Consider the following 22,310-nt stretch of genomic DNA (forward strand, 5'->3'; position numbering starts at 1 on the left):
CCTCTCGCGCGTCCCGGCGGGCGCGGCGCCGAGGGGGTACTCGACGCGTCGAGCGAGTAGTCGCCGACTACTCGCTCGACGCGTCGGGTACCCCCTGGGCGAGGGCGCCGCGGGTGCGGGCGAGGGCGCGCCGCGGGTGCCCCGGCGACGGGCCGCGCGGCGGTGCCCCGTCCGGCGGCCGGGTGAAAGGGGACGGCCCGCGCCCTCGCGGCCCCCGGGGAGGGGGTCTGGGACGGCGCCGCGTCGGTGCTGGTCACGGGCCTTCGCCCAGGTCACCGGTACCCGCCGCGGGTACCCCTGGAGAGGGCTGTCGGGGTGCGTTCGTGCACGTCAGAGCGATGCCGATCGCCCAAATGGGTGTGAAAGGGGTGAAAACGGACACATAGGGCGGACTGGGGCAAACCCGCTGATATAGCCTCAAGTCACACCAAAGCCGCCCTGGGGGATCCGACATGAGTCTGCTCGACGATCACGACGTCTCGCGCTCCCCGCAGCGCGACGTCGCGGCCCCGGGCACGGCGGCACCGAGCGGCACGGCGGTTCCCACGGGGTCCGTCGAGCGCCCCGCGGAGCAGCCTGCCACGGGCCAGCCCGCCGCCGAGCGCGCCGCGGCCGACCACGCCGCCGAGCGCCGCCGCGACACCCGCGGCCCCCGGCTGTCCTGGGCCTCGGACCGCCCGTTCCACGAGCCGCTCGGCCACGCCGCGCCCTCGGGCTGGCGCGGCTCGCACGCCGCGTACCAGGTCGAGACCCTGGCCCGGGACGTCGTGCTGGCCACCTGCGTGCCCACCCTGCTGCTGTTCCTCATGCACGGGGTGACGCTGCTGCAGCTGTCCTGGGGCCTGATGATCGGGCTGGTGTACGTCGCGTTCGTCGCGGTGGAGCGGGGCTACGACCGCCAGGTGATCGGCGACGGGCACCAGGAGTTCGAGGCGGTGATCCGCGGCGGCGTGCTGACCGCGGCCGCGCTGGCGGTGTTCGCGGTCGGCGCCGACGTGGACGTGCCCCGCACGATCGTGTTCCTCGCGCTCCCGGTGGTCGCGGTGCTGCTGCTCGGCGCCCGCCACCTGGCGCGCCGCTCGCTGCACAAGCGCCGGGCGCAGGGCGAGTCGATGCGCCGCACCCTCGTGGTGGGCGACGCGTCCTCGATCACCCACGTGGTCGACGACCTCAGCGGCCTGCCGCAGTACGGGTACAACATCGCCGGCGTGTGCGTGCCGTCCTTCGACGGCCCGCTGCCCGCGCTGGGCGTCCCGGTGCTCGGCACGGTGTCGGACGTGGTGCAGGTGGCGGTGGACGGCGAGTTCGACGTCGTGATCGTCACCGGCTCGGAGCTCTCCGGGCAGGCGCTGCGCCGGCTGTCCTGGGCGCTGCAGCGCACCGACACCGAGCTCGTCGTCGCCCCGGGCATCGTCGAGGTGTTCGGCCCGCGCGTCACGCTCGAGCCGACCGCCGGCCTGTCCCTCATCCACGTGAACGCCGCGGAGTCCCGCCGGTCCCGGATCCTCGCCAAGCGGGCGTTCGACACGGCGTTCGCGCTCGGCGCCCTGATCCTGCTGTCGCCGGTGCTGGCCGTCACGGCCGTCGCCGTGAAGCTCACCAGCCCCGGCCCGGTGCTGTTCAAGCAGACCCGGGTCGGCAAGGAGGGGCGCGAGTTCTCCATGCTGAAGTTCCGCAGCATGGTGGTCGACGCCGAGGAGCGGCTGGCCGCGCTGCGCGCCGCGAACGAGGCCGACGGCCCGCTGTTCAAGATGGACCGGGACCCGCGGATCACCCGGATCGGCCACTTCCTGCGCAAGCACTCGCTGGACGAGCTCCCGCAGCTGATCAACGTGGTCAAGGGCGAGATGGCACTGGTCGGGCCCCGCCCGCCGCTGCCGTACGAGGTCGCCCAGTACCGGGAGTCCGCCCGCCGCCGCCTGCTCGTGAAGCCGGGCCTGACCGGCCTGTGGCAGATCAGCGGCCGTGCCGACCTCGCGTGGGAGGAGGCGGTGAAGCTGGACCTGCGCTACGTGGAGAACTGGTCCATCGCCTTCGACCTGATGATCCTGTGGCGCACCGTGCACGTCGTCGTGAGCGGCCATGGCGGGCGGTGACGGGGCGGTCGCGCTGGCGCACGACTACGCCACGCAGCGCGGCGGGGCGGAGCGCGTCGCGCTGGTGATGGCGGACGCGTTCCCCGGGGCCCCCCTCTACACGACGCTCTACGACCCGGACGGCACGTTCCCCGAGTTCGGGGCGCTCGACGTCCGCACCAGCCCGCTGGACCGGGTCGGCGTGCTGCGCCGGCACCACCGGCTGGCGCTGCCCCTGCTGGCCCCGGCCGTGGGCGCGACGCCGATCGACGCGGAGGTGCTGCTCGCCTCGTCGACCGGCTGGGCGCACGGCTTCCCGACCACGGGGCGCAAGGTCGTCTACTGCCACGCCCCGGCGCGCTGGCTCTACCAGTCGGACCGGTACCTCGGCCCGGCGCGCGGTGGCGCGGGCGATGCCCCGGGCGGCGGGGCCCAGCGCAGGCTCGCGGCCGCGGCCCTCGGGCTGCTCGCCCCGGCCCTGCGTGCGTGGGACCGCCGCGCGGCGGGCACCGCGGACCGGTACCTGGCCAACTCGACCGTCACCGCGCGGGCGATCCGCGAGGTGTACGGGATCGAGGCGGAGATCGTGCCGCCGCCGCCCGCCATGCTGCCCGGCGGCCCGGAGACGCGGGTCGACGGCGTCGAGCCCGGCTTCCTGCTCTGCGTGGCGCGGCTGCTGCCGTACAAGAACGTGGACGTCGTCGTCGAGGCCGTGCGGCGCACCCCGGGTGCCCGGCTGGTCGTGGTCGGCGACGGCCCCGAGCGTGCCGCGCTCGAGCACCGGGTGCGCGACCTGCCCCGCGTGCACCTGGCGGGACGCGTGGACGACGCCCGGCTCCGCTGGCTGTACCGGAACAGCGCGGCCCTGGTCGCCGCCTCGTACGAGGACTACGGCCTGTCCCCGCTGGAGGCCGCCGCCTTCGGCCGCCCGTCCGTCGTGCTGCGCGACGGCGGGTACCTCGACACCGTCCGCGACGGCGTCACCGGGGAGTTCTTCGACGCCCCCGACCCCGACCTGGTGGCCGAGGCCGCCGGGCGCGCGCTGGCCCGCACGTGGGACCCCACGGTGCTGACCGCGCACGCCGACGACTTCGCCGCCGAGCGGTTCGTCGAGCGGCTGCACCGCGTCGTGCGCGAGGAGCGCGCGGCCGGCCGGCCCGACGGCCCCGCCCGGCTCGACCCCGTCCCGACCGAGAGGCGCTCCCGATGACCCTGCAGGACATGTTCCGGACCATCTGGTTCGGCAAGTGGCTGGTGCTGGTGTCCGTGCTCGCCGCCCTCGGCGGCGCGTACCTCTACGTCTCCCGGCAGGAGCCCCAGTACGCCAGCACGGCGACGGTGCAGATCGTCGACGCCGAGACGCTCGCCGCCGCCGGTGTGCGGCTGGAGAGCGACCCGAGCCTGGTGACCAGCGACTCCGTGACCGCGGCCGCCGCGAAGGAGCTCGGCGACCCGGGCCTGGCCGACGGGCTCGCCGCGTCGTCCACCGCCGAGTACGCGACTGACAGCCCGAGCAACGTCATCATCACCGAGACCGGCCCCGACGCGGACGCCACGGTCGACCGGGCCAACGCGATCGCGAAGGCCTACGTCGCCGCGCTCCAGGCGCAGTTCGACGACGACCTCGCGGCGATGCAGGAGCGGCTGAGCAACCTCGCGACCAGCATCGACCAGCAGCAGAAGGCGATCACGGACGCCCGGCGCGCCGCCGCGGCGGCCACGTCGGCGACGAACCCGAACGCCCAGGTGGACCCGGTCGACGGCCTGCTGGAGGCGCAGTACTCGACCACGATGGACCAGTACCAGACGCTGTCCGGCCAGCTCACCCAGGCCCAGCTGCTCGCCTCCCCGGCCACGATCCTGCAGAACGCCGTCGGCAGCGCCCTGGTGAGCCTCCCGGGCAGCCTCGTGTACCTGATCGCCGGCCTCGCGGGTCTGCTCGTCGGCATCGGCCTCGCGGTCGTCCGCCGCGGCCTGGACACCAAGGTGCGCACCTCGGGCCAGGCCCGCCGGTCCGCCGGCGCCCCGGTGCTCGCGCGGCTGTCGGGCACCGGCGCCGCCCTGAAGTCGGCCGAGACCGAGGGCACGCTGCCCGTCGCCCGGCGCGAGGCCACCGCCTACACCCGGTCGATCCGCGAGCTGCGCACCGCCCTGCAGGCGGCGGTCGAGAACGAGTCCGGCAGCGCCGTGATCGTCGTGACCGCGGCCGACGTCGAGACCCCGCGGTCGTTCCTGGCCGCGAACCTGGCGGCGTCCTGGGCGCTGTCCGGCCGGAGCGTCGTCGTCCTGTCCGGCGACCTGCGCCAGCCGCGGCTCAACGCCCTGCTGCCCGCCGACGCCGACGCGCCCGTGCGCCCCGGCCGGGGCGGCGGCCGCGCCCGCACGGCGGTGGTGCCGACCGCGATCCCGCACCTGGCGGTGCACCCCGCGCTGCAGACCGAGCTCGACCCGGCCGACTTCCTCGCCTCCGCCGACGTGCGGGCCCTGGTCGAGCAGCTGCGGGCGACCGCGGACGTCGTCATCATCGACGCCCCGCCCATGCTGGTCGCGGCCGACGCGACCATCCTCGGCTCCTACGCCGACGGCGTGCTGCTCGCGGTGACGCTGGGCCACACCCACGTCGGCGCGGTCGAGGAGTCCGCCGAGCGCCTGCGCGCCGCGAACGCCGCGCTGCTCGGCCTGTCGGTCGACGGCACCACGGAGCGCAGCGAGGCGACCTACGCGGCGACCTACGCCTTCGCCGGGGCCGAGGAGGTCCCCCAGGAGCCGGCGCAGGACGCCGAGGGCGACCGGGCCGGGGACGACCGGGCCGCGGACGACCGGGCGGCGGACGACCGGGCCGCGGACGACCGGGCCGCGGACGCGCCGGCGGAGGACGCCGCGACCGGCGGGGAGCCGGCGGACGGCGCTCAGACCCCCGCCGACCGCGACGCGACCCCGGCCGCGGACGCGCCGGCGGACGCGGAGTCCGAGGTGCCCGCGCCCCGCGCCGACGGCCAGCACCGCGCGGCCGACCGGCCGGCCGAGGCCGCCGAGGCCTCCCCGGACGAGCCGGCGGACGACGCCGCCGCCCGGTCCGGGGAGGACCGCGCGCCGGTCGCCGCCGAGTCGAAGTGACCGCCGTCCCCGCACCGGGCGCCGCACCGCGCCCGGTGCGGGTGGTCGTCCTCGACCACACCGCCCAGCTCGGCGGGGCGGAGCTCGCGCTGCTGCGCACGTGCCGGGCGCTCGACCGGGCCGCGGTCGAGGTGACCGTGGTGCTGTTCGCCGACGGCCCGCTCGCCGGGCGGCTGCGGGACGCCGGGGTCGCGGTGCGCGTGCTGCCGCTGGACCCCCGGATCGCGCAGACCGACCGCGCGGCGGCCGGCCGGTCCGCCCTCGGCGCGGCGCGCTCGGCGGCGGCGACGCTGCCGTTCGTGGCCCGGCTGGCCCGGCTGCTGCGGGACCTGCAGCCCGACGTCGTGCACACGACCTCGCTCAAGGCGGACCTCATCGGCCTGCCCGCCGCCCGGCTCGCCCGCCGCCCCCTGGTCTGGCACGTGCACGACCGGATCGCCGAGGACTACCTGCCGGGCCCGGTCGCCCGGGTCGTCCGCGTGCTCGCCCGGCGCGGGCCGCGGCACGTCGTGGTGAACTCGCAGGCCACCGCCCGCACGCTGCTGCCGCTCCCGCGCGGCTGGACCCTCGCGTACCCCGGCCTCGCCCCCGAGCAGGTGGCCGCCGACCCCGCCGCCCGCCCGGCGCCGGCGAGCCCGGTCGTCGGCCTGGTGGGACGCATCAGCCCGACCAAGGGGCAGCGCGAGTTCGTGGAGGCCGCCGCGCTGCTCGCCGAGCGGTTCCCGGACGCGCGGTTCCGCGTCGTCGGCGCCGCGCTGTTCGAGGAGCAGGCGTACGAGGAGGAGCTGCGCGCCCGGGTCGCCGCGCTCGGGCTGACCGACCGCGTCGAGCTGACCGGCTGGGTGGCCGACCCGGTGGGGGAGATCGACCGGTTGTCCGTGCTGGTGCACGCGTCGCCGGTGCCGGAGCCGTTCGGCCAGGTGGTCGTCGAGGGCATGGCCCGCGGGGTGCCCGTGGTCGCGACCGCGGGCGGCGGCGTGGACGAGATCGCGGTGGCCGGCGACGGCACGCCGCGGTGCCTCGTGGTGCCGCCGCGGGACGTGCCGGCGCTGGCGGACGCGGTCGCGCGGGTGCTCGACCGGCCGGAGGAGGCCGCGGCGCGGGCCGACCGGGCGTGGAAGGACGTGCAGGCCGACTACGCGATCGCCCGCACCGCCGAGCGGCTCACCGCGGTGTGGCGGCGGGCGACTCCCGCACGCGGCTGAGCACCGCCTGCATCTCGCGCACCCGGTCGGACCAGCGCGGCACGTCCGCCGGCGCCGGGCCGATGCCGGCCGGGCGGCCCTCCGCGAGCACCCGCACGACGGCGTCGGCCAGGTTCTGCGGCGAGGCGGTGGTGACCCGGTCGGCGGGCTGGTCCCGGAACCCGGCGACGGGGGTGGCGACGACCGGGCGGCCGACGGCCAGGTACTCGTAGAGCTTGATCGGGTCGAGCGAGTCGGTGAAGCCGTCGACCACGTGCGGCACCAGCAGGACGCCGGCGTGCTGCAGGTACCCGGGCACCAGCGCGGCCGGCCGCGGCCCGAGCACCACCGCGCCCGCCGCGTCCAGCCGGGTCAGGTCCAGCGGGTCGAGCAGCGCCGGGCCGACGAGCACCAGGTGCGCGCCGGTGGCGCGCAGGTGGGTGGCGACGCGCAGGCAGGCCGCCACGTCGAGCCGGTCCGGGTGCATCGTGCCGACGTACACCGCGTACGGCCCGTCCGGCAGGTCGGCGGGGCGGGCCTGCGGCGTGCGGTAGGCGTCGACGTCGACGGCGTTGGTGAGCAGCGTGACCGGGCGGTCGGCGCCCTTGGCCCGGGCCAGCGCCGGGGAGCACACGACCACCTCGGCGCACCGCTCGACCAGCAGCGCCTCGGCCGCCCGCGTGCGCTCGAGCTCGGCGGGCTCGCGGACCGCGCGCAGCCAGTCGTCGGTCACGTCGTACAGCGACCGCCAGCCGGTGGCGCGCAGCACGGCGGCGCCGTCGGGGTCGTTCACCCAGAGCACCGGGTCGGCCATGCCGAGCCGGCGGGCCACCCGGGCCACCGTGCGGGCGCGCCGGTCGTCGCCGGCGGGGTCGAGGCGCCGCGGCAGCCACTTGGTCGGCCGGTACGCCCAGGCGCGGCCCGCGGGCGCGCCGTCGTCCGGGCCGAGCCGGCGCAGCCGCCGGCCGAGCGTGGGGGAGGCGCCGCGGCGCAGGTCGTGCAGGTGGTCGACCGGGGGCTCGACGAACAGCACGCGCAGGCCGGGGTCGGTGGCGAGCAGGCCGGCCACCAGGTGCTGGTTGCGGCGCCACACCTCGTCCCACGGCTCGAGGGAGAGGACGACGAGGTCGCGGCGGTCGTCGCCCGGACGGGCGGGGGCGGCGACCGCCGGCCTCCCGGGGGCCGCGGACGGCCCCGCGTCGTCCCGGGTCCGGGCGCTCACGGGGTCACCCCCGCCGACGGGGCGGCCGACGTCGACGGGGCGGCGGGCGAGCCCGGCCCGAGCGGCGCGCCGAGCACCGCCGCGTACACCGCCGCGATGCCGTCCGCGTGCGCCTCCGGCCCGAACCGTCGCTGCTGCAGCGTCCGGAGCTCCTCGCCGTACGCCGCGCGCCGCTCGGGGTCGCGCGCGAGCCTGGCCAGCGCGGCCCCGGCGGCCGCCACGTCGTCCGGCGGCACGAGCACCGCGCCGTCCGCGGCCCCGACGGTCTCGCAGTGCCCGCCGCCGCGGCCCGCGACCACGGGGGTGCCGTGGGCCATCGCCTCGACGACCGACAGCCCGTACGGCTCGTCGCCGCGCGGCGCGAAGAAGATCCCGGCGGTGGCCAGCAGGGCCGGCATGTCGGCCCGCATCCCCAGGAACCGGACCGACCCGCCGAGGCCGAGCGACCCCGCGAGCGCCTCCAGCTCCGGCCGCAGGGCGCCGTCGCCCGCGAGGTGCAGCTCCCACCCGTCGGCGGCCAGCCCGGAGGCGGCCCACATCCGCAGCGCGACGTCGGTGCGCTTCTCGGCCTCGAGCCGCTGCGCCATCAGCACCACCCGGCGGCGCTCGGGCTCCGCGCCGGTGCGCGGCACGGTGGGGACGCCGGGGTGCACGACGGTCGAGGGGCCCTCGACCCGGTCGGCGACGTACGCGCTGATCGCCACCTGGGCGGCGATGCGCGGCGCGACGAACCGGCCGACCGCGCGGCCCACCGCCGACGACCCGCGGCGGTCCGCGAAGTGCCGGGTGGCGACCACGGGGGCCCGGGCGGCGGCGGTCGCGGCCAGCTCGGCGGCCGTCATGTGCGCGTGCACCAGCCGGGCGTCCACGCGGCGCAGCCCGGCCGCGGCCCGCAGCGGGGTCGGCGCGGCCGCCCACCGCACCCCGGAGCCGGCGAGCTCGGCGGGCATCCGGTCGGCCGCGCCGCCGAGCACCTGCACCCGCAGGCCCCGCGCGTCCTGGGTGCGGGCGAGCGTCGTGACGTACCGCTCGACCCCGGCGAAGGCGTCGGTGCACACCACGTGCACGACGTCGACCGGCGCGGCGGTCACGAGCGCTCCCGGTGGCCGACGGGCAGCGGGCCGCGCCGGCGGCGGGGGCGGCCGCCCACGACGGCCTCGCGCAGGTGCCGGGCGCGCCGGCCCGCGGGGCTGTCCGCGGGGCCGGGGGTGCGGCGCGACGACGGGGGTGGCGGGCCGAGCGCGGCGGGGGCGTCCTCCTCCTCGCCGGAGCGCTGCGCGTGCGCCTGGGCGCCGAGGCAGATGCCCGCGATGACGAACGGGATCGACACCTGGGCCGCCACCCAGAACAGGTCGAACTGCCCCTGCACGAACCGCATGAGCACGAGGACGAACGCGAGGGTGCCGTACCGGGAGTCGACCCGCCACAGGATGACGAGGATCGCCAGGAACATCACCAGGAAGCCGACCAGTCCGACGACCCCGCCGGAGGACAGCATCTCGAACTCGGCGTTCGGCGGCTGGAAGTTCTCCTCGAACCGGTCGGTGTACCACCAGCGCAGGCCGGCGCCGAACCAGGGGTACTCCTGCCAGATCAGCAGCGACTGCCGGAACCAGATGAGCCGCTGGTAGGCCGAGTTGTACTGGTTGCCGGACTCGAGCTGGTCCTGCACCAGCGTCCCGATGACGACGGCCGCGCCGGCGATCGCCAGCAGCACGATCTTCGACCGGTGCCGGTGGGGGTCGGGCCGCAGCGCGACGACCGCGATCGCCACCGCGAGGCCGATCAGCGCCTGCCGCGACTGCGCGACCAGGATCCCGGCGAGGAACAGCCCGAAGAGCGCGAGGCACACCAGGTCGTTCCACCGCAGCCAGCGCGGCCGGGCGTAGACGATGATCGCCGCGAACGCGAGCACGCACCCGATGTAGTTCTTGTGCATGAGCAGCGGCTCGTTGAGGTACACCGGCCCGGTGTTGCCCGACGCGAGGTTCACCGCGAACTGCGCGAGGGCGGCCAGCGCCACGACGACCGACCCCCCGACGTACAGGCCCAGCGCGAGCCGGGCGTGCCCGGCCGCCCCGATCGCCCAGCCGACCAGGAGCGCCCCGCCGACCAGCAGCCACTCGTGGAACCACTCGACCGCGTTCGCCGCGTACGGGTTCGCGATCACGGTGAACAGCACCGTGGCCTGGTAGAACGCCGAGGCCCACAGCACGTTCCGCATCGGGCGGGTCAGCGGCCGCCGGCAGAACAGCAGGGCCGGCCAGAACGCGGCGAACAGCACGAAGTCCGACACCGACAGCGCCCCGCCGACCCGGTTCACCAGCAGCAGCAGCGGCATGCCGAGCACCGGCAGCGCCATCGGCATCCGCAGCGTGAGGCCGACGACGAGCACGGCCGCCGCGACACCGAGCGCGAGCAGCGGCTGGGTGGAGGTGACCGCGGCGACGACCAGGCCGACGGCGACCAGGCCGCCGCCGGCGAGCGCGCGGCGGCCGGCGGTGGTCGCGGGGAGCCGCTCGGCGACGGCGCCGCCGAGGGCGGTCCGGTGCGGGCGGATGCCGGGGGCGAGCGCGGCGGCGGGGGCCGGGGCGGACGGGGCCGGGGCGGACGGGGCCGGGGCGGCGGCGCGGGGCGCGGCGGCCGTGGGCGGGGTGGTGGTCGTCACGCGGCGGCCTCCCGGTCGGTGGTCTCGGGGGCGGGTGCGTCGGTGCGGGTGGCGGGCGGGGCCGGGCTCGGCTCGGCCTGCGGGTCGACGGCCGGCGCCGGGGCGCCGGGTGCCGGGGTGCCGGGTGCCGGGGTGCCGGGCGCGGGCCGGGGCGCGCGGGGGTCGCCCAGCGCCGCCTCGGCCCGCAGCGGCCCGCGCAGGTACAGCCGCAGCCGCAGCCGGGCGGCTTCGCCGCGGTCGCCGGGGAGCAGCGCGCGCGGCACCGCCCCGAGCACCACGGCCGCGCGGGCGGAGGCCCAGCCCGCCGCGCCGTGGTGGGTGCGGAAGTACCGCTCCTGGGACGCGTGGAAGTGGGTCTCGCGGCGGGTCGGGTCGGTGCTGGTGCCGCCGCCGACGTGCCCGGCGAGCACGTCCTCGACGACGGCGGACCGCCACCCGGCGTCGTGCGCGCGGCGCTGCCAGTCGGTCTCCTCGGAGTACAGGAAGAACCGCTCGTCGAACCCGCCGACCGCCGCCAGCGCCGTCCGGCGGAGCAGCAGCACGGAACCGATCACGAAGCCCTCGCGCGTCTCGGGCACGCCGAGCCCGACCGCCTGGCGCCAGGCGGCGGCCGGGGTGGGGAAGGGCCAGCGCACCCGCGCGGGGGTGCCGTCGTCGTCCACCTGCGCCGGGCCGACGGCGGCCAGGCCGGGCTCGGCGCGCAGCGCCCGGTGCAGGGCGCGCACGCCGTCCAGGTCGACCCGGGCGTCCGGGTTCAGCAGCAGCACGTCCGCGCCGGGACGGGCGGCGCGCACCCCGAGGTTCACGGCCGCGGCGAAGCCGAGGTTGGCACCTGGGTCGAGGTAGCGCGCGCCGGCGTCCTCGGCGACGCGCCGGACCTCCGGGTCGCCGGAGTTGTCGACCACGGTGACCGGCAGCGCGCCCGCCAGCGGCGTGAGCGCCCGCCCGAGCAGCCCGGCGGCGTGGTACGCGACGACGACGACCTCGGGATCGCCGGCGTCGCCCGCGGCCGCGCCGCCGCCCGGGCCGCCGCCCGCGACGACCTGCCGGTACATCGCCTCGTAGCGCTCCGCGATCGCCGCCCAGGTGTACTCGGCCGCCCGCTCCGCGCCCGTCGCGCGCATCCGCGCCGCCAGGCCCGCGTCGTCGACCACGGCGACCAGCGCCGCGGCGAGCGCGCCGGCGTCGCCGGGCGGCACGAGCGTCCCCGCCCCGCCGACCACGTCGCGCAGGGCCCCGCTGTCCGAGGCCACCACGGGCACGCCCGCGGCCATCGCCTCGACCGCGACCCGGCCGAACTGCTCGAGCCAGCCGGGCGTCGGCACGGACGGCACCGCGAGCACGTCGAGCCCCCGGTAGAACGCGTCGAGCGCGTCCCCGGACACGTGCCCGTGGAACGTCACCCGGCCCGCCAGGGCGGGCGTCGCGGCCCGTGCGCGCAGCGCGGCCTCGTGCGGGCCGGCGCCGGCGACGGCCACGGTGATCCGCGGCTCGGCTTCGGCGGCGTCGAGCAGCACGTCGAGACCCTTGTGCGGGTGCAGGAGGCGGCCGACGTAGCCGGTGCGTGCGGGGGCGGCCGCACCGACTACGCCGGCGTCCGTGGGGGCGCCCTCGTCCCGAGCGCCCCGTGTCCGGGAGCCCGCGTCCTGAGCTCCCGGGTGCCCGGCGACCGCGTCGCGCGCGCCGGGGGGTTCGACGCCGAGGCCGATGACGTGCGCGGGGGCGGTGAGCCCCTTGGCGCGCAGCACGTCGCCCGCCTCGGCGTTGCAGACGCTGACCGCGCCGGCCCCGCGCAGCGCGCGCCGCTCCCACCAGCGGAACGGCGCGGGGTAGCGCTTGGCGATGTTCTGCGCGGAGTACAGGACGTACGGCACGCGCGACCGGCGCAGCGCCCGGAGCAGCAGCACCTCGGCCGTGGCCAGGGCGGCGGGCTCCTCGTGCAGGTCCAGCACGTCCCAGTCCTCGCCGAGCGCGCGCCAGATCGGGCGCGGGTCGTAGAGGAACACGTTCGGGTGGCGGCCGACCGTGCGCACGCCGACCACGTCCTCGCCCGGCTGCGGCTCCAGGTCGACGTCCCGGCCGCCCTCGGCCCACGTGCGCGCGCTGAGCGTCCGCACCGTCAGGCCGCGGGCGCGCAGGGCGGACTCCCGCCCGCGCCACGCCGTGACGACGGCGCTGTGGGACACCCGGAGCACGCGCATGGGGACCATCGTGCCGGTCACCTCCACAAATCGGACATCTGGTGCAAAAGGTTCACCCGACCGGCGTGGGTGAAACGCCGGCGACCTCGGTCAGCACGGCGTCCAGCCGCCCGCGCGCCCAGGCCCAGTCGTGCGTCCGCGCCCACGACCGGCAGCGCGACCCGATCCGGCGGCGCAGCGCCTCGTCGTCCGCCAGCGCCTCCAGCGCCGCCGCGAGCTCCGCCGGGTCGTCCGGGCGCACCAGCACGCCCGCGTCGCCCGCGACCTCGGGGATGCCGCCGATCGCTGACGCGACGACGGGGACCCCGCTGGCCATGCCCTCCATGACGGTGAGCGCGAACGGCTCGGCCCACCGCGACGGCACGACCACGACGTCCGCCTCCCGGTAGACCGCGGCCACCTGGGCGCGCGGGGTGAACGGCAGCAGCCGCACCCGGTCGCCGAGCGCCACGGCCTTCGCGCGCAGCTCCCGCTCGTACGGCGACGGCGCCGCGCCCGCGTCGAAGTTCTGCGAGCCGACCACGGTCAGCTCGACGTCGTCCCGGCCCAGCCGCGCGACGGCGTCGACGACCACGTCCGCGCCCTTGTCCGGGATCATCCGGCCGACGAACAGCACCCGCAGGCGCTCCCCGCGACCCGGGTCCGCACGCGGCACGAACCGGGTGGTGTCCACGCCGTTCGGCACCACCCGGAGGCGGTCGCGCAGCCGCGCGGGCAGGTGCGCGGCGGTCTGGTCGGCCAGCGCGCCGCTCACGCACACGATCGCCGCCGCCCGGCCGAGGACGCGGTCGGCCTCGCGGGGGGAGTAGGTGCGCAGCAGCAGGTTGTGCGCGTACAGCACCGGCGCGTGCCGCTCGTGCACCAGGGGCACGAGCTGCGGGGCGTTGTGCGCGAGCACCACGCCGGGCTCCCACGCGTCCTGGTCGGCCAGGGTCGGGCGCAGCGTGCGCCGCACGCCCGGGCGGGGGAGCCCGAGCCGGCCCGCCAGCGCGTCGAGGTACCGGTCCGCCGGGCGCGCGGTGGCGAGCGGGTAGCCCACCGGGTCCGCGCTGGCGTACCGGTCGGGGTAGGTGCCGTCGGCGACGACGACCCGCGGCCGCGGCGTCGCGTCGGCGGGCAGCGCGGCGCAGAGGCCGTCGACGACGGTCGGGATGGCCGAGCCGGTGCGCGGGGAGAAGTGGTCGCCGGGCGTGAGGACGTGCACCTCGGGCACGCGCGCACCCGCGCCCGCCCCGCCGCCCGCGCCCGCCGCGCCGGCCCCGCCGGACGCGCTCACCGGCGCCGGCTCCGCGGCTCGAGCCCGAGCGCGGCCCACACGTCGGCGGCCGGCCCGCGCCAGCGCGGGATCGTCCACGCCACCGGGATCGTCGCCAGCGCGCGCGCCTTCTCCGCCGCGGGCACGTCCGAGGCGAGCACGCCCCGCGCCAGCTCGACGCTCACCTTCGTGTGCGGGAAGGCGAACCGGACCGACGCCGACGGGGCGTGCCACGCCACCTGCGCCTGGCCCTGCTGGGAGAACTGCTCGCTGTGCCGGCGCTGCAGGAACAGCTGCTCGGGCACGAGTGCGAACGGCCCCTGGCAGGCGAGCTCGGCCAGGATCACCAGGTCGTTGCCGACCGTCGGGCGGATGCCCCGGGTCCGGCGCAGCGCCTCGGTGCGGTGCAGGCCGTAGAACAGGTGCGCCGCCTGCGCCCGCAGGAAGTGCCCCATCCGCTCGTGCGGGGTCGGCTCGTCGCACGCGAGGTCGGCGTCGTTCAGGTCCTCGGTGACGATCCCGCCCGCGTCGATGATCTGGGTACGGGGGTACACCAGCACCGTCGCGGGGTCCGACTCGGCGAACACCTCCAGGCAGCGCCGGACGAACGCCGGGCGCCGGACGTCGTCGGCGGCGGCCCAGGTGAAGTACGGGGCTGTCGCCAGGGACAGCACGTGGTTGAAGTTGAACCGCCCGCCCCGGTTCTCCGGCAGCCGGACGTACCGGATGCGGTCGTCCTCGGCCGCGGCGGCGCGGCAGATCTCCTCGGTGGCGTCGGTCGAGGCGTTGTCCGAGATCACGATCTCGAGGTCGGCCTCGTCCTGCTCCCGCACGGAGTCGAGCGCGGCGGGCAGGTACTTCTCGCCGTTGTAGACGGGCATGCCCACGGTGGCCCTGGGGCTCATGGTGACCTCCTGCGTCGACGGGGTGGTCAGGCCGGGCCGTAGGCGGCCAGGCTGACGAGGGACACGGGCCAGGACGGCTCCGGCTGCACCGGCTCCCAGGCCGGGAGCAGGCCGCCGGTCTGACCGCCGTAGTTGGCGCTCGGCACGGTGACGTCCCGCTGGGTCGTCGACGGCACCGTCACCCGCACGGCGGTGACGTCCGGGACGGCGTCGAAGCGCACGGTGCTGGTCCGGTCGAAGAACGCGTCCGACACCCGGCCGACCTCCGACCAGCCGTCCGCGGTCTCCACCTCGACCACGGCGTCCTTGAGCCCCGCGGTGCAGCACCGGATGCCGGCCGAGCCGAGGACGACCCGGTCGACCGCGGCGGGCGCGGCCAGGTCGACCTGCACCCAGGGCTCGACGTCCGGGCCGTCGGCCGTCGTGGGGCCGGCGCGCCAGGGACTCGCCTCCGCGCCCTCGGTCGTGACCAGGTCGGCCGGTTCGCCCTCCGACGTGGAGGACGCGGTGACCGCCCCGCCGGCGAGCAGGTTGGTCGTCGTGGGCTCCGCGGCCTCGACGTCCAGCTCCGCGCCGCCCGCGTCGAGGAACAGCGGCGAGCCCGTCACCTGGAGCGTTGCGGGTCCGTCGGCGGGCACCTCGACCTGCGAGGTGCCGCCGTAGACGTCGGTGACGGTGACCGTCGCGCCGCCGGGCGCCGAGAGCGCGACCGCGGTGTCCGCGTCGAGGGTCCACACGGCCGTGAGCGGCCCGTCGGCGCCGGAGCCCGCGTCCCCCCTCCCGGACCGCGGGCCGAGCGTCATCGCCCGGACCACCGGGTCGGCGACCTCCAGGGGCTCCGCCGCGGGGCGGCCCGCCAGCAGGGCGGAGGTCGTCGTCATGGCCAGCGCGCCGGGCTTCACGAACGAGCCGACCTGGAGCAGCGACCACGAGTTGTCACCCTCGCCCCACCCGCCCTCGCTGAAGAAGTACATCCACGCGTCGACGCCGAGGGCGCTCTGCCACAGCGAGGTGCGGGCCACGTCGTACGCCTGACCCCACTCGTTCGCGGGGCCGTCCGACCACCAGCCCGACTCGGTGTTCCAGATCTCGACGTCGCCGCAGGACGCGAGCACCTCGCGCAGCTCGGCGATCTGGCCGATCGGGCCGTCCGCGCCCTCCTCGTCCCAGGACCGGTTCAGCCCGGTGTACGGGTGGATCCCGACGACGTCCCACGAGGCGCACGCGCCGGCGTCCACGGCCTGCCGGTACCAGGGGACGATGACGTTGAGGGCGTTGCCGCCGATGATGCGGGCGTCGGGGTCCACGCCCTTGACCGCGCGGGCGAACGGCGCGAGCACCTGGGTCGCGTAGGCGGCCCCGTCACCGAACCCGGTGTTGTTCGGCTCGTTCCAGGGCGCCCAGTCCACGATGTCGGGCGCCCCGGCGTGCACAGCGGTGGCGATCGCCGTGACCCAGGCCTCCCACGTCCCGTCGGTCACCGCCTGCTGCGCGCGCTCGTCGGCCTCCCCGACCTGCAGGTACAGGTGCACCCCGCGCTCGGCGGCCTCCTCGGCGGCGGCGGCCAGCCCGGCGAACGGGTCGTCCTCCTCGGCTCCCGGCAGCGCGGAGAGGTCGAGCGCGGCGACCGACGGGGTCGCGCCCTCGGGGACCATCCCCGCGAAGTCGAGCTGCACCCGGTGCGTCCCGACGCCGAGCTCGTCGGCGAGCTGCACCCCGCGCAGCGGGCCCGCGCCGCCCCAGTCCGCGCCCTCGGCGAGGGAGTCCGGGTCGAAGGTCGCGCCCGGCGCGCCGACGGCGTACCGCAGGCAGGTGGCCGTGCGGACCTCGCCGGTCGCCTTCTCCACCAGCGTGGCGTGGACCTGGTACGGCCCGGGCCGTGCCTCGGGGAGGTCCAGCGGCACCCGGCCGCCGTCGGCGGGGATCGCCACCGTGCCGGTGACCGGCTCGACGGCGGGCCGCAGCCCGGGATCGCCCGTCACCTCGTAGCGGACCTCGTAGTCGTCGGCCACGGCGCCCCACCACGGGTCGAACGTGGCGTAGGCCTCGGGCGTCTCGCCGTCGGCGAAGTAGTCGTACGTCGCGTCCGTGGCCAGACCCGCGCCGTAGCCCAGCCGGTCGGTGGTGGTCGCGACGTTCTGGTTCCAGGTGATCGGCGCGTCGAGCAGCGCGCGCATCGTCGCCGTGGCGGAGCGCGCGAGCTGGACGGTGCCGTCGTCGGACTTCGACAGGAACACGTAGTCGTCCCCGACCCGCAGCAGCGGCGTCCCGTCGACGAGCCGGAACGTCGAGCCCTGGCCCATCCCGGACAGCGCGACCTTGCGCCACATCCCGTCGGCGCCGATCTCGACGACGCGCCAGGTCGGCCCGGAGAGCAGGAACCCCTCGTCGTCCGGTGACGGCACGATGCCGGTCGGGTGCTCCAGGGTCTGCGGCCTGCCGTTGGCCGAGTCCGCGACCTTCGTCCCGCCGACCTCGAGCAGCTGCTCGCCCGAGGCGGCGAACCGGCGCAGCGTGGTGTAGGACGGCGTGGCCTCGGCGTCGACGTCGCTCAGCACGAACAGGCTGCCGTCGGGCTGCGGGTAGAAGCGCGGCCCGAACCCCCAGTCCAGCTCCGGGCCGTCCGAGACGGACCCGTCGCCGTGCAGCAGCACCGGGGTGGTCGACCGGGTCAGGACGGCGGCGCCGACGACCCCGTCCTCGCCGGCGGTCCACGGGATCACCGCCAGCACCTGCCCCTCGTCCCGTGCGCCCAGGTCCCAGGTGGTGCCGGCCCGGCCGGAACCGGTCCACGAGCCGACGGCGGTGCCCGCCGGGTCGCCCGCCGGTGCGAGCACGGCGCCGTCCGGAGCCAGGGTGAAGCTGCCGGGTGCCGTGCCGTCCGCCGGCGGCTCGAGCCGGATCGTCCCGTCCGCCGCGCCCGCCTGCGTCCACCGGGTGACGACGAGGGCGTCGTCCGTGCGGACGGAGGTCGCGAGGTGCTCACCGACCGCCTCGAGGCCGGAGACCTGACCGCCGACCGCCTGCTCGAGGTCGGCGACCAGGACCTCGGGCTCGGTCGCCGGCGTGCCGGCGGCCAGCGCCGCGAACCGGTCCGGGTCGGCGACCCCGCACATCCGCACGGTCGGGTCGCCCGCCACCGGGACGTCGGCGGCGGACACCGCCTGCCCGCGGTCGCGGGTCAGGGCGACCGCGCCCCCCGCGGCCACCAGGGCGACGGCGGTGACGCCGCCCACCACCGCCCAGCGGCGGCGCGCCCGGGGGGTCGCGGTCCTCGGCTCCATCGGTTCCTCCGTCGCCCGCACGCTCAGATCACGTCCGCGAAGCCGCGTTCCATCTTCGAGAAGATCAGCGCGCCGCCGACGAACACCGCGACGCTCACCCCGGCGGTCGCGGCCAGCTGCCACGTGTCCGGCTGCGCGAGGCCGAGGAGCGCCCACCGGAACCCCTCGAGGATCCAGGTCAGCGGGTTGATGTCGAACAGCCAGCGGACCGACTCGCCGACTTCGCTGAGCGAGTACGCGAGCGGGCTGGCGTACAGCAGGGTCTGCAGCGCGAACGGCACCACGTAGGCGATGTCGCGGAACTTGACCATCAGCGCGGAGGCGGCCATGCCGAGGCCCGAGCCGAGCAGGATCACCGCGAGGATCCACAGCGGAAGCGTGAGCACCGCCCAGGTGATCTGGATGTCGTAGAAGATGATCAGCCCGACCATCAGCACGCTCGCCACCAGGAAGTCCACCAGCACCGACAGCACCGACGACAGCGGCACCAGCAGCCGCGGGAAGAACACCTTGGACACCAGCGCCTGGTTGTTCACCAGCGACGGTGCGGCCCGGGACACGATCCCGTTGAACAGCGTCCACGCCAGCATGCCGGTGAACGAGAACACGAAGTACGGCACGCCGTCGCTGCCGAGGTCGGCGATCTCGCCGAACACGATCGAGAAGATGCCGGCGCTGAGCAGCGGCTGCAGCACCACCCAGATCACGCCGAGCGCGGTCTGGCGGTAGCGCAGCTTGAGGTCGCGGACACCGAACCGGGTGAAGACCTCGCGGGCCTCCCACATCTCGCGCCACGCCGGCAGCGGCAGGCGGCCGGGCGGGTTGATGACAGTCGTGCGCGTGGCCATCGCTCAGCGCCTCTCGTAGTCGAAGTCGGCGAGGACGAGGCCGGCGTCGAGCCCCTCGTCGGACACGGCCTGCGGGTAGGGCAGCACCGGGTGGATCTCGAACCGGCCGGCGCCCTCGAACGCGTCGAGCACCCCGGAGGAGCACACGAACAGGTCCACGGTGTACTCGCCCGGCTTGAGCCAGGGCTCCTTGATCGTCAGCGCGAGCTTCTGCTCCTGCGCCGGGTCCAGCCACAGGCCGCTGACCCGGGAGTCGCACTGCAGGATCGTGGTGCCGTGCCGGTCGTTGATGTGGCACGAGACGAAGTACTTGCCGATGTAGTCCGCGTTGGCCGACACCAGGAACTCGATGGTCTTCGGCTCGGTGGTCTTGTAGAGCGGGCTGGACACGGTCGCCGAGGTGATGCGCACCTCGCCCGACCCCGGCCGGCGGTCGATGTCGGTCTGGCTGATCGCGACCCGGTCCCGGCTGGTCTGGTACAGCTCGATCGCGTCGTCGACGCTCCCGTGCATCACGAGCTTGCCGTGCTCCAGGAAGATCGCCGAGGTGCACAGGGTCTTGACGGTCTGGACCTGGTGCGACACGTACAGGACGGTCCGGCCCTCGGCGGCGACCGAGCGCATCCGGTCGAGGCACTTGGCCTGGAACTCGGCGTCGCCGACCGCGAGCACCTCGTCGACCGCGAGGATCTCCGTGTCCAGGTGCGCGGCGACCGCGAACGCGAGCCGGACGTACATGCCGGAGGAGTACCGCTTCACGGGGGTGTCGAGGAACTTCTCGACGCCGGAGAACGCGACGATCTCGTCGAAGCGCTGCTTGATCTCGCTCTTGCGCATCCCGAGCAGCGTGCCGTTGAGGAAGACGTTCTCGCGGCCGGTGAGCTCCGGGTGGAAGCCGGTGCCGACCTCCAGCAGCGAGCCGACCCGGCCCGCGAGCTCGATCCGGCCCCGGGTGGGCGCGGCGACGCGGGTCAGCAGCTTGAGCAGCGTCGACTTGCCCGCGCCGTTGCGGCCCAGGATGCCGACGGCCTCGCCGCGGGGGATCTCGAAGCTCACCTCGTCGAGCGCGCGGAACTCCTCGAACTGCGGGCGCTGGAGCGGGTGCCGCAGGCGCTGCAGCACCGCCTCGGCGGCCGTGGACGGGGCGTCGTCGGAGGTGGCGATCCGGTACGACTTCCCGACCCCGGCGGCCCGGATGGCGACTTCGGTCATGACTGGTCTCCGTGGTGGGGGGTCGGGGCGGCGGCGTACAGGCGCTCGTAGGCGTCGGCCACCGCGGTGAGCGAGAAGGTGCGGGACCGTTCGAGGCCCGCGGCGGACAGCGCGGCCCGGCGCGGGGCGTCGAGCAGCACGTCGGCCAGCGCGGCGCCGAGGTCGTCCAGCTCGGCGAGCACCGCGGCGCGGCCCTCGTCGGAGACGTACCGGGCGCCGACGTTCGGGGTGGCGACGACCGGCAGGCCGCTCGCCATCGCCTCGGCGTACGGGATGCCGAAGCCCTCGTAGGACGACGGCAGGCAGAACACCCAGGCGCGGCGGTACGCGTCGGCCAGGTCCTCGTCGGACAGCCGGCCGAGCACCTTCACGCCCGGGCCGGGGTCGGCGGGCGCGTCCCGGGTGACCATCCACAGCTCGGCCTCGGGCACCCGCGGCAGCACGTCCCGGGCGAACGCGGCCGCCAGGTCCTTGCCGCGCTTGCGGCCGTGCCAGGTGCCGACGAACAGCACCACCGGGTGGTCGGCGCGGCCCTCGGCGTCGCCCGGGGCGAACCGGGCGGTGTCGACGCCGTTGGGGATCACGTCGTGCGACCGCGGCACCCAGCGCCGGGTCTGCGGCGAGACCACGACGACCCGGTCCGCGACGACGGACGCGAGCACCTCGGTGAACCCCAGGAGCAGCATCCGCAGCTTCTCCTTGGCGCCGCGGATGTGCCGGGCCTCCTCGAAGCAGGACCCGTGCACCGTGCGGACGTGCAGCGGGGCGCGCCGGCGCCACAGCCAGTAGTCGTCGCCGTGCGCGTGCAGCACGTCGTAGCCGGTGAAGTCCTGCTTGCGCAGGTCGGTCGCGAACCGGAACGTGCGCAGCGAGCCCGACATGGCGACGTGCCGGTGGCCGTAGGCCGCGCCCGGCACCGGCGGGCAGTCGCTGAACATGTCGACGTGGTGCCCGCGGCGCGCCAGCTCGGTTGCGAGCTCGTGGGCCTGGAAGCCGACGCCGATCTTGCTGCCCGACGGGAGGTAGTAGGACAGCATCGCGATGCGCAGCGGGGCCGCGGTGGTGGCCTCAGCCATGCGCGACGCCGTCCGTCGGGGCCGGGGCCGCGAGCGGGTGCGGGGTCAGCACCCGGGCCGGGGTGGTGGCGAGCGTGCTCGTCCCGGTCAGCCCGTCGCGCAGCGCCTCGAGCCACGCGTGGCCGTGCTCCAGGTCGGGCTCCAGGTAGTTGCCCTCGGCCCACTCGTTCCAGGACTTCACCCACAGCAGCCGCTCGGCGGGCCGGCGGTCCTGCAGGGTCGCGACGGCCTGGCGGACGTGCCGGCCGAACAGCTCGGGGGAGGAGCCGGTGATCGCGAGCCCGCGGGTCCCGGACCGGGGGGTGTTGTCCCAGTTCGGGTAGATGCACGGCTGCAGGTTCTCGGAGATCCCCTGCGGAGCGGGCTGGAAGTCGGGCGCGTAGGGGTAGACCTCGGGACGGCCGAGCTTGCGCCCGACCCGCATCCGCAGCACGTCGGCGCGGGTCTGCCGGGCGGGGATCCGCATGTACACGCCCGAGTCGAAGCCCGCCGCGTCGACGTCGACGTACTTGGGGCCGCGGCCGAGCAGGTCCGACACCTCGGCCACCAGGTACAGCCCCGGCAGCCCGGCCGCGCGGGCCATGCCCTGCCAGCGGTCCACGAAGGCCGCGGCGTCCGGCAGGTCCTCCGGGCGGAACACGTAGAACACGGGGCGGTCGTCCACCCGCAGGTACCGCTCGTCCCGGAACGCGGGCAGCAGCGAGTCGAAGTGCGCCTGCTCGTCGTCCGGGCCGGGGTAGGTCTGCTCCATCAGGACGCGGTCGCTGGCGCCGTGCCAGATCCCGCTCCAGGTCTGGTTGGCCCAGGCGAGGCAGAACTTCACCGACGGGGCCCCGGACGCGAGCACCTCGGTGAACGGGCGCTCGAGGATCCGCCGGCCGCCGCCGAACCAGTAGTGCCAGTAGATGAACGCCTCGACGCCGTACTGCTGCGCCAGGTCGCTCTGCGCCTCGCGGGCCTCGGGCATCCGCAGGTCGTAGAACCCCAGGTCCGCCGGCAGGTGCGGCTGGTTGTGGCCCCGGAACAGCGGGCGGGCCTTCGCGGCGTTGCGCCACTCGGTGAAGCCCGGGCCCCACCACGCGTCGTTCTCCGGCACCGGGTGGAACTGGGGCAGGTAGAACGTGACGGCGCGGGCGCGCAGGTCCGTGCTGCTGTCGGTGGACGGCACGGTCCCCCCTCTCCTGGTGGTCCTGGGTGGCCGAGGGGGACGGGTCGTCGCCCCCAGGCCCGTTCCTGCTGGGATGCAGCCTATGAGTAGATTTG

At 76.4% G+C, this 22,310-nt stretch carries 15 protein-coding genes; 4 read left to right on the forward strand and 11 right to left on the reverse strand.

What is annotated here, in order from left to right; genetic code table 11:
- Positions 1-452 precede the first annotated feature (452 nt).
- The 4 genes from FS882_RS09485 to FS882_RS09500 are packed head-to-tail and all read left to right on the forward strand — an operon-like array spanning position 453 to position 6,397.
- Positions 453-2,096, forward strand: coding sequence for a sugar transferase (locus FS882_RS09485; RefSeq protein WP_158372831.1), 1,644 nt, complete (start codon positions 453-455; stop codon positions 2,094-2,096).
- Positions 2,083-3,285: a glycosyltransferase gene (locus FS882_RS09490; protein ID WP_158372832.1), complete on the forward strand. Its 1,203-nt coding sequence runs from the start codon at positions 2,083-2,085 to the stop codon at positions 3,283-3,285. The genes FS882_RS09485 and FS882_RS09490 overlap by 14 nt, the downstream gene beginning before the upstream one ends.
- Entirely contained in the window at positions 3,282-5,192 is a 1,911-nt protein-coding gene (locus tag FS882_RS09495) for a polysaccharide biosynthesis tyrosine autokinase (RefSeq protein ID WP_158372833.1), read from the forward strand. Before FS882_RS09490 ends, FS882_RS09495 begins: the two co-directional genes overlap by 4 nt.
- Positions 5,189-6,397, forward strand: a complete 1,209-nt coding sequence (locus tag FS882_RS09500; protein WP_158372834.1) for a glycosyltransferase — start codon at positions 5,189-5,191, stop codon at positions 6,395-6,397. Before FS882_RS09495 ends, FS882_RS09500 begins: the two co-directional genes overlap by 4 nt.
- On the opposite strand, the gene FS882_RS09505 is transcribed toward FS882_RS09500, so the two are convergent.
- Genes FS882_RS09505 through FS882_RS09555 form a run of 11 tightly spaced genes read right to left on the reverse strand, consistent with a single transcriptional unit; the run spans position 6,357 to position 22,215 of the window.
- Positions 6,357-7,598 carry a glycosyltransferase gene (locus FS882_RS09505; protein WP_158372835.1) on the reverse strand — a complete coding sequence of 414 codons (1,242 nt, stop codon included), beginning with the start codon at positions 7,596-7,598 and terminating at the stop codon, positions 6,357-6,359. The two genes, FS882_RS09500 and FS882_RS09505, sit on opposite strands and share 41 nt — an antisense overlap.
- Positions 7,595-8,689 carry a glycosyltransferase family 4 protein gene (locus tag FS882_RS09510; protein WP_158372836.1) on the reverse strand — a complete coding sequence of 365 codons (1,095 nt, stop codon included), beginning with the start codon at positions 8,687-8,689 and terminating at the stop codon, positions 7,595-7,597. Before FS882_RS09510 ends, FS882_RS09505 begins: the two co-directional genes overlap by 4 nt.
- Entirely contained in the window at positions 8,686-10,266 is a 1,581-nt protein-coding gene (locus FS882_RS09515) for an O-antigen ligase family protein (protein WP_158372837.1), read from the reverse strand. The genes FS882_RS09510 and FS882_RS09515 overlap by 4 nt, the downstream gene beginning before the upstream one ends.
- Complete coding sequence (locus tag FS882_RS09520) at positions 10,263-12,467, reverse strand: glycosyltransferase (protein ID WP_262348184.1); 2,205 nt, start codon at positions 12,465-12,467, stop codon at positions 10,263-10,265. Before FS882_RS09520 ends, FS882_RS09515 begins: the two co-directional genes overlap by 4 nt.
- A gap of 52 nt (positions 12,468-12,519) precedes the next feature.
- Positions 12,520-13,680, reverse strand: coding sequence for a glycosyltransferase family 4 protein (locus tag FS882_RS09525; protein ID WP_187365239.1), 1,161 nt, complete (start codon positions 13,678-13,680; stop codon positions 12,520-12,522).
- A 59-nt stretch (positions 13,681-13,739) separates the two neighbouring features.
- Complete coding sequence (locus FS882_RS09530) at positions 13,740-14,627, reverse strand: glycosyltransferase family 2 protein (protein ID WP_158372839.1); 888 nt, start codon at positions 14,625-14,627, stop codon at positions 13,740-13,742.
- Between the two features lie 26 nt (positions 14,628-14,653).
- Complete coding sequence (locus FS882_RS09535; protein WP_158372840.1) at positions 14,654-17,911, reverse strand: discoidin domain-containing protein; 3,258 nt, start codon at positions 17,909-17,911, stop codon at positions 14,654-14,656.
- 23 nt (positions 17,912-17,934) lie between these two features.
- Complete coding sequence (locus FS882_RS09540) at positions 17,935-18,759, reverse strand: ABC transporter permease (protein WP_158372841.1); 825 nt, start codon at positions 18,757-18,759, stop codon at positions 17,935-17,937.
- Between the two features lie 3 nt (positions 18,760-18,762).
- Positions 18,763-19,971, reverse strand: a complete 1,209-nt coding sequence (locus FS882_RS09545) for an ABC transporter ATP-binding protein (protein WP_158372842.1) — start codon at positions 19,969-19,971, stop codon at positions 18,763-18,765.
- On the reverse strand, positions 19,968-21,047 hold the full coding sequence (locus tag FS882_RS09550; RefSeq protein WP_158372843.1) for a glycosyltransferase family 4 protein: 1,080 nt from the start codon (positions 21,045-21,047) through the stop codon (positions 19,968-19,970). Before FS882_RS09550 ends, FS882_RS09545 begins: the two co-directional genes overlap by 4 nt.
- The gene (locus FS882_RS09555) at positions 21,040-22,215 is read right to left on the reverse strand and encodes a glycoside hydrolase family 99-like domain-containing protein (RefSeq protein WP_222848180.1); all 1,176 of its coding nucleotides are present in this window, start codon (positions 22,213-22,215) and stop codon (positions 21,040-21,042) included. Before FS882_RS09555 ends, FS882_RS09550 begins: the two co-directional genes overlap by 8 nt.
- Positions 22,216-22,310 lie beyond the last annotated feature (95 nt).

Source organism: Cellulosimicrobium cellulans (genome assembly GCF_007679345.1).
GTDB lineage: Bacteria > Actinomycetota > Actinomycetes > Actinomycetales > Cellulomonadaceae > Cellulomonas > Cellulomonas cellulans_A.

What these genes read in the sequence shown, in the direction of transcription:
- FS882_RS09520 (WP_262348184.1), bottom strand. Translation starts at nt 12,467, where the DNA reads ATGCGCGTGCTCCGGGTGTCCCACAGCGCCGTCGTCACGGCGTGGCGC.
- FS882_RS09495 (WP_158372833.1), top strand. Translation starts at nt 3,282, where the DNA reads ATGACCCTGCAGGACATGTTCCGGACCATCTGGTTCGGCAAGTGGCTG.
- FS882_RS09550 (WP_158372843.1), bottom strand. Translation starts at nt 21,047, where the DNA reads ATGGCTGAGGCCACCACCGCGGCCCCGCTGCGCATCGCGATGCTGTCC.
- FS882_RS09490 (WP_158372832.1), top strand. Translation starts at nt 2,083, where the DNA reads ATGGCGGGCGGTGACGGGGCGGTCGCGCTGGCGCACGACTACGCCACG.
- FS882_RS09545 (WP_158372842.1), bottom strand. Translation starts at nt 19,971, where the DNA reads ATGACCGAAGTCGCCATCCGGGCCGCCGGGGTCGGGAAGTCGTACCGG.
- FS882_RS09485 (WP_158372831.1), top strand. Translation starts at nt 453, where the DNA reads ATGAGTCTGCTCGACGATCACGACGTCTCGCGCTCCCCGCAGCGCGAC.
- FS882_RS09540 (WP_158372841.1), bottom strand. Translation starts at nt 18,759, where the DNA reads ATGGCCACGCGCACGACTGTCATCAACCCGCCCGGCCGCCTGCCGCTG.
- FS882_RS09530 (WP_158372839.1), bottom strand. Translation starts at nt 14,627, where the DNA reads ATGAGCCCCAGGGCCACCGTGGGCATGCCCGTCTACAACGGCGAGAAG.
- FS882_RS09535 (WP_158372840.1), bottom strand. Translation starts at nt 17,911, where the DNA reads ATGGAGCCGAGGACCGCGACCCCCCGGGCGCGCCGCCGCTGGGCGGTG.